The organism is Fodinibius sp. (assembly GCF_041642155.1).
GTDB lineage: Bacteria > Bacteroidota > Rhodothermia > Balneolales > Balneolaceae > Fodinibius.
In genome coordinates this window covers 1-6,962 of record NZ_JBEPWZ010000151.1, presented here as the reverse complement: position 1 = coordinate 6,962, position 6,962 = coordinate 1, and the positions used below count along the sequence as shown (strand labels likewise).

General features: G+C 49.6%; 7 protein-coding genes. 6 read left to right on the top strand and 1 reads right to left on the bottom strand.

The genetic code is table 11. From position 1 onward, the window contains the following. The 6 genes from pheT to ACESLU_RS09525 form a co-directional block, all read left to right on the top strand. A partial coding sequence (pheT, locus tag ACESLU_RS09550; RefSeq protein WP_372638397.1) for a phenylalanine--tRNA ligase subunit beta occupies positions 1-2,340 on the top strand: 2,340 nt, incomplete at its 5' end. Positions 2,341-2,349: 9 nt separating this feature from the next. Beyond that, entirely contained in the window at positions 2,350-2,607 is a 258-nt protein-coding gene (locus tag ACESLU_RS09545; protein WP_372638395.1) for a hypothetical protein, read from the top strand. Further along, a complete protein-coding gene (locus ACESLU_RS09540) occupies positions 2,604-2,897 on the top strand; it encodes a cell division protein ZapA (RefSeq protein WP_372638393.1) in 294 nt (97 codons plus the stop codon). Before ACESLU_RS09545 ends, ACESLU_RS09540 begins: the two co-directional genes overlap by 4 nt. 84 nt (positions 2,898-2,981) lie before the next feature. Continuing rightward, positions 2,982-3,803, top strand: a complete 822-nt coding sequence (locus ACESLU_RS09535) for a TIGR00282 family metallophosphoesterase (protein ID WP_372638391.1) — start codon at positions 2,982-2,984, stop codon at positions 3,801-3,803. 12 nt (positions 3,804-3,815) lie between these two features. Next, complete coding sequence (locus ACESLU_RS09530) at positions 3,816-4,496, top strand: ABC transporter ATP-binding protein (protein ID WP_372638389.1); 681 nt, start codon at positions 3,816-3,818, stop codon at positions 4,494-4,496. 212 nt (positions 4,497-4,708) lie between these two features. Further along, positions 4,709-5,404, top strand: a complete 696-nt coding sequence (locus tag ACESLU_RS09525; RefSeq protein WP_372638387.1) for a tol-pal system YbgF family protein — start codon at positions 4,709-4,711, stop codon at positions 5,402-5,404. A 173-nt stretch (positions 5,405-5,577) separates the two neighbouring features. Here the strand turns inward: ACESLU_RS09525 and ACESLU_RS09520 are convergent, their stop codons facing one another. After that, positions 5,578-6,741, bottom strand: coding sequence for a Gfo/Idh/MocA family protein (locus tag ACESLU_RS09520; RefSeq protein WP_372638385.1), 1,164 nt, complete (start codon positions 6,739-6,741; stop codon positions 5,578-5,580). Between the last annotated feature and the right edge of the window lie 221 nt (positions 6,742-6,962).

Here is a 6,962-nt window from a genome sequence, read left to right as displayed (position 1 = left end):
AAACTCACGTTGATCGGTCTGGAAGTGGAAGAAGTTACCGCTTACGGCAGCATTCTGGAAGGCGTTGTCGTCGGTGAAGTGCTGGAAGTGAATGAACATCCCAATGCCGACCGCCTCCGCATTTGCCAGGTTAATACCGGTGATGAAACCGTGCAGATTATTTGTGGTGCTGATAATGTGGCCGGGGGACAAAAGGTTCCGGTTGCGACGGTGGGTACTTCACTGCCGGTTGAAACCGACAATGGCGAACCGTTCACAATCCGTGAAGCGAAGCTGCGGGGCGAAGAGTCCAGGGGCATGATCTGCGCCGAAGATGAACTGGGGCTGGGGGACGACCACAGCGGAATCATGGTGCTGGATCAGCAGCTGGCGCCCGGTACCCCCCTGCATGAAGCCATTGATCTCTACCGGGACACCATCATTGATATCGAGCTCACGCCCAATCGTCCCGATGCCACCTGTCACCTGGGGGTTGCCCGCGACCTGGCAGCGGCCCTTTCCCTCGAGCTGTCCCGGCCCTTCGAGACCTCTTTTGCGGGAACGGAGCCACTACGTGAGATTGACATCCAAATTAAAGCTCCAAAAAAATGCCACCGGTACGTCGGCAAGATGGTCCGGGATATAACCATCGATGATTCTCCCTACTGGCTGCGAAACCGCCTCCGGGCCCTGGGTGTACGGCCCGTCAACAATATCGTGGATATCACCAATTATGTTATGCTTGAGCTCGGCCAGCCGCTGCACGCTTTCGATGCCGACACTATCAAGGGGGACAAAATTGTTGTGAAGGATTTTGAAGAAGAGGTTGCATTCGAAACGCTCGACCACGTACAACGGAGCTGTCCACCGGGGACGCTCTTCATTTGTGACGGCCAGAGTCCGGTAGCTATTGCTGGCGTTATGGGCGGCGTCGATTCGGAAGTCAGTGACGAAACCCGGAACGTCCTGATTGAGAGCGCTTACTTTGACCCCGCCACAATTCGCAAGACGGCCAAAGAGCAAGTCCTGCAGACCGATGCCTCCTACCGTTTTGAGCGGGGCGTGGACCCGCAACTGCAGCGTATGGCCGCGGAGCGGGCGGCCCAACTCATCGCGGAGGTCGCCAGCGGTACCGTGGCCGAGGGCTGCACCGATGTCCACCCGGTCAAGACCGAAGCCCTCACGCTGTCCCTTCGCAAATCGTACGTCAATCGCCTGCTGGGGACCGACTTTACAATCGATGAAATTGCCGGGCTTTTGGAGGGACTGGAGCTCGGGCTGCTGGAAAAAAAGGAATCGGTGCTCCATTACCGCATTCCGACCTTCCGACCCGATCTGGAGCGCGAAGTGGATCTCATTGAAGAAGTGGGCCGGCTGTACGACTATAACAACATTCCGGCCCCCAAGCATGGCAAATTCACCTCCCCAGAACCCATTACAGAATGGGAGAAGATGCTCTCGAAGTCAAAGGAGACAGCAAAGGGGCTGCGCTTCCGGGAAATATACTCCAATTCGCTGATGCCCGAAGAGGAGGCCGGATGGCTGGGGGAGCTCGACGACATGATCCATACGCTGAACCCCATTTCCAGGGACATGACCACCCTCCGCCCTTCCCTGCTCTACGGCTTTTTGAAAGCGGCGGCCTATAATTTCAACCGAAAGGCCCAGCAAGTTCGTTTTTTTGAAGTCGGCAATGTTTTTGAACAAGCAGAAAACGGCACCTACCACCGGGACATCCGGGAAGAGACGAATATCCTGCTGGGATTAGCCGGCTTTAAGACCATCGAGCACTGGAAGACAGAACCGGAACATTACGATGCCTTTGATCTGAAGGCTTCCGCTGGCAGCTTTCTCGAACAGCTTGAAATAAAAGAACACGTGAATACATTCGTCGATGAGAGCAATGTACTCCATTATGACGTTCAGGATAACACTATCGGTAAGCTTTATAACGTCTCCGATGAGATGCTCAGTCATTTCGATATAAAGCTGCCGGCCGTGATCGCAGAATTTTCGCTGACGCAGATCTTCAAGATCCGCCGGGAAATCGGGGGACAGCCGTACGAAGCCGTTTCCAAATTTCCTTCTTTTGAATTTGACTTTGCCGTCATCGTGGATCAATCCGTACGGGCCGGCGACCTTCTTACATCGATCAGGGAAACGGCCGGTCCTTCGCTGCGGGACCTGCAGGTATTTGATGTTTTCGAGGGAGAATCGCTGGGCAAACAGAAAAAAAGCCTGGCATTCAGACTTTCTTTCCTGGATAAAAACAAAACATTGACTATCAACGAAGTAGAGCCTATAATTAATAAAGTTGTAAAGGCCCTTGAAAAGCAGTATTCAGCTAAACTTCGATCATAATTTTCGATAGTGTTATCAGACAACAGTCCATACAAAAAAGAGTTTCTCCAGTTAGTCGATCATATCCGGACAGAGGTAAAATCCCTGAAAGGACAAATTGAAGAACTGGAGGAGGAAAACAGCCAACTCAAATCAAAGCTTCGTGAAATAGAAGAAGGTCAGACCGATATCTTCTCCGAGGTATCAGAATCGGAGCGGCTTGCCATTCGCCACCAGGTATTGGGATTGATTTCAAAAATTGACAACCATCTTGAGGATAACAAATGAAGTCAGTTAAAGTCACGATCTTAGGTAAACAGTTTCCGCTGAAAGTTGAAGATTCGGAAGAGGAGACTATCAAGCGTATTGCGCGCTATGTGGATGACAAGTTTCGCCAGTACAAGCAGGAACTCAACAAGCAACCCGATACGACCGTCATGTCGCTGGCCGCCCTTGCTATCGCAGAAGAACTTTTTGAGGAACGAAAACAAAACAGAGAGCTCAATCAGCAGGAAGAAAAAGTAATGAAAGAAGTCAATGAATCGCTCGAGGACTTTGTGGATGAAATAACATCCTGATAAAATCTTTTTTCAGAGAAAGGCGTTTTATTCCTTACCTTTACCGTTTTACTTAAGAAGTTTTTTCGCCTTAACAACTGCAGCATGTCCAAAAATTTAGTGAATATCCTATTTGTAGGCGATATCGTCGGCGAACCCGGCCTCAGTCTCCTCGAAACGATTTTACCAAGCCTGATAAAAAAGCACGAAGCGGATTTTGTTATCGCCAATGGCGAAAACTCCCACAAGGGAAAGGGAATCAACCGATCGATCATCCGGCGCCTTTACGATTTGGGGGTTCACGTTATTACCGGCGGCAATCACTCGTTTGCCAAATGGAAGGTTTTCGACTACATGAAAGAAGACGGAAACATCCTTCGTCCCATGAACTATCCCACCGGCAACCCCGGATACGGTTTTGGGATTTATGAGATCCCGGGGATTAACCATAAAATTGGCGTTTTAAACCTACAGGGACGCACGTTTATGAATCCCATCGACGATCCCTTCTCCACCGCTGACTGGGTCATTGAACGGATGAAAGAGCAAACGGATCTCATTTTTGTTGATTTTCACGCCGAGGCTACCGCCGAAAAATTAGCGCTGGCCTGGCATCTGGATGGCGAAATTTCCGTATTTGTAGGCACGCATACGCACATCCCGACCAATGATGCGCGTCTCTTCCCCGGGGGGACGGGATACATCAGTGATGTGGGCATGACCGGCTCCTTTGACTCTGTACTGGGAATGGATAAAAATACCTCCATGAAGCGGTTTATGCTGGGGACTCCTCATCGCTATAAGTTGGCCAACGGGAATAATCATCTCTGTGCCATCACGGCTAAAGTTGATACGCAGACGGGAGATTGCCATCATATTGAACCTATTATCTATCCTTCTTTTAACGTAAGCAAGACAGAGCAATAATAATCTATGTCGATGCCCATTTTAGAAGCACGGAATATTACGAAAACGTTTGATGATGAGCATGACCATAAACCCCTGACTGTACTTGACGGGGCTTCCATTGCCATTGACAAGGGATCCATCGTCACGGTTGTCGGCGCCAGTGGCTGCGGCAAGAGCACGCTCCTTCATATTTTAGGGGGATTGGATGAGCCGGACGCCGGGACCGTCTCCTGGGAGGGACGTTCTATTTATGCTATGGGACGAGAGGAGCTCGCAGGCTTCCGCAACAGACAACTGGGATTTGTTTTCCAGTTTCATCACCTGCTCCCGGAATTCACGGCCCTTGAAAATATAATGATGCCGGGGTTAATCGGGGGAAGTGCCCAGCACGAAACCAAAGAAAAGGCAGAGGGACTGCTCCGTGATTTCGGCATCCTGGAACGCGGGCAGCACCGTCCCGCTCAACTTTCGGGCGGCGAACAGCAGCGGGTGGCCATGGCGCGCGCCCTGCTGAACGATCCCGATCTCATTTTAGCGGATGAGCCTACCGGAAACCTGGATGAACACAATACCGAAATTCTGCTGGATTTTTTGTTTAATCTGAGAAAGGAAAGGGAACTCAGTATTTTATTAATTACACACGAGAAAAATATTGCGGAGCGTTCCGACCTGATTTACAAACTTTCTCATGGCAAGCTGGATGCACTTTAAATTTTGCTATCACCCAAAACAATCATATTTTTACCGACTAAAAATAAGAGAGCTTTGGAAAACCAGCAGTTTTGGTCAATGTCAAAGTCTGAGCGCCTTCAAAACTACAGCATCTATGTAACAGCATATGTGGGATTTTGAACGCGCATAAATAGATATTGACCCAAAGAACAGTTTTACAAAGCACTCAGTAAGATTAACAACGATTAACCATGTCCAAGAAATCCAAGAAACAAGTACAAGAAGATTTAGAATCCGATCCGCTGCTGGAAACCTTCTCCAAAGCCCAAAACTTCTATGACCGAAGAAAGTCAGCCGTCATCGGTGGCATTGTGGCTGTTATCCTCATTGTCGGCGGCGGCGTAGCCTATTACTACTATGCTTCGGCACAGGAAGAAGAGGCACAACAGCTTATGTCCGACGCTACCACCGCTTATCTGAATTCCGATTATGAGCGGGCTCTAACCGGCTCGGATGCTGATTTTACAGTCGGTTTTAGGCAGATCATCAATAATTACCCGCGCACAGATGCCGCCAACCTTGCCCGTTATTATGCTGCCGTTTGTGAGTATAATCTCGGAAACGTGCAGCAGGCCGTTTCTTACATGGAAGAGTATGATATCCCGGATGGTATTTTAGGCGTCGGTCCCATCTCCTTCCACGCCGTTGTGACGGCGGACGCCGGTAATTATGAAGAAGCAGCCGAGTTATATGTTAAAGCGGCAGAGTGGGATGAAAATGACAGCACAACGCCTTATAACTACCTCGAGGCAGCGCAGGTCTACCATGACGCCGGCAACACCGAGGCAGCGGAAAAGTATGCCCGGGTCGTTGTGGATCAATATGGAGACAGCAATCAGGCTGACGAAGCCGAACGGCTGCTGGGGACGCTGGCTATGTCAAACTAATCTCTGCCTGTCTCCTTCTCTGCGTCCGAAGAATCGGCATATGCCCCTTAGCGGATGAATCCGACCGGTCATCAGAGCGCGGGATTTCTGCCCAAAAGAAAAAGGCGGCTGATTCCCGAAATCACCCGCCCTCCCCCATTGTTTTTGTGCTTAATCCCCTGCAAATACTCCATCTATGAGCTTGCAGGCGGCTCATAGGACATATCTACCCATGACCTGTTTTTACCGCTTTCTATGGCCTTATGGATAAAGTGGACCCCGCGTGCGCCATCCTGTACCGTGGGGAAATCCAGCGACAGGGCCCTGGGCTCCTCACCGCTCAGGCGGGCTTCAATGACATCAGCGACGTTGGAATAGATATTGGCAAACGCTTCGATAAACCCTTCTGGATGTCCGGGCGGTATGCGATTCCCGGCCTCGGCCGCCTCCGACAGATAGGGATTACCCCGTTTATAAATCTCCTCCGGTCCATCCGGATATTTAACGTGCAGGTAATTGGGATGCTCCTGGTACCACTCGAGTGCGGCTTTATCTCCGTACAAACGAATATTCAAATCATTCTCATCTCCCACTGAAATCTGAGAAACATATAAAATACCCCGCAATCCGTCTTCGTAGTGAACCAGCATGCTGGCATCATCTTCGAGTTCCCGTCCCTCTCCGAAACTGTGGATATCCGCGTAAAGCTCTTTGAGATGCAAGCCGGTAATATATGCTACCAGGTTCTCTGCATGGGTCCCAATATCACCCACGGCTGATGAAATGCCTGCTTTATCGGGGTCCAGTCTCCATATTTCATCATTCCCGGTGTCGGAGAGCCATCCCTGCGGATATTCGACCACCACTTTGCGAAGCGTACCCAGCTTTCCGTCGGCTACCATCTTCTTTGCTTCCTTGACCATCGGGTAGCCGGTATAGTTATGGGTCAGGGCAAAAACCACGTTATGTTCGTCGACCAGCCGGCATAACTCTTCGGCCTCCTCAACCGTATGCGTCATCGGCTTATCGCAGATCACATGTATGCCGGCTTCGATAAAAGCTTTAGCTACCGGGTAATGCATATGATTGGGAGTGGTAATACTTACAACGTCGATGCGCTCGTCCGCGGACAGCGAGGCTTCTTTCTCTGCCATCTGCTCGTAAGAATCGTACACCCGATTTTCCTTCAAATGCAGCCTTCGACCCATTTTTCGGGATTTCTCAGGTTTGGATGAGAAAGCCCCGGCTACTAATTCCATTTTACCGTCCAGGGCAGCCGCCATACGGTGAACTTCTCCAATGAAAGCGCCCGGCCCACCACCGACCATGCCGTATCGAATCTTTCGATCTATATCCATAATAAGTTATCTCTTTTTGACTTCTTTAATATTTGTTATAGCTGTTTTTTAATAAGCACTTTTGAAAATTAAATTGCAAAAAAATAACCTTCGGCAAATAGCAGATAAAAGACATGCAAATTTCTTGCATATATCCTTTCACTCATCTATGTTAGCATTGCAAGATATGTAATTTAACAAAGGATCATGGAAAAAAAGGAATATAATATTTCAAACCCTCC

What these genes read in the sequence shown, in the direction of transcription:
- ACESLU_RS09525 (WP_372638387.1), top strand. Translation starts at nt 4,709, where the DNA reads ATGTCCAAGAAATCCAAGAAACAAGTACAAGAAGATTTAGAATCCGAT.
- ACESLU_RS09540 (WP_372638393.1), top strand. Translation starts at nt 2,604, where the DNA reads ATGAAGTCAGTTAAAGTCACGATCTTAGGTAAACAGTTTCCGCTGAAA.
- ACESLU_RS09535 (WP_372638391.1), top strand. Translation starts at nt 2,982, where the DNA reads ATGTCCAAAAATTTAGTGAATATCCTATTTGTAGGCGATATCGTCGGC.
- ACESLU_RS09530 (WP_372638389.1), top strand. Translation starts at nt 3,816, where the DNA reads ATGCCCATTTTAGAAGCACGGAATATTACGAAAACGTTTGATGATGAG.
- ACESLU_RS09520 (WP_372638385.1), bottom strand. Translation starts at nt 6,741, where the DNA reads ATGGATATAGATCGAAAGATTCGATACGGCATGGTCGGTGGTGGGCCG.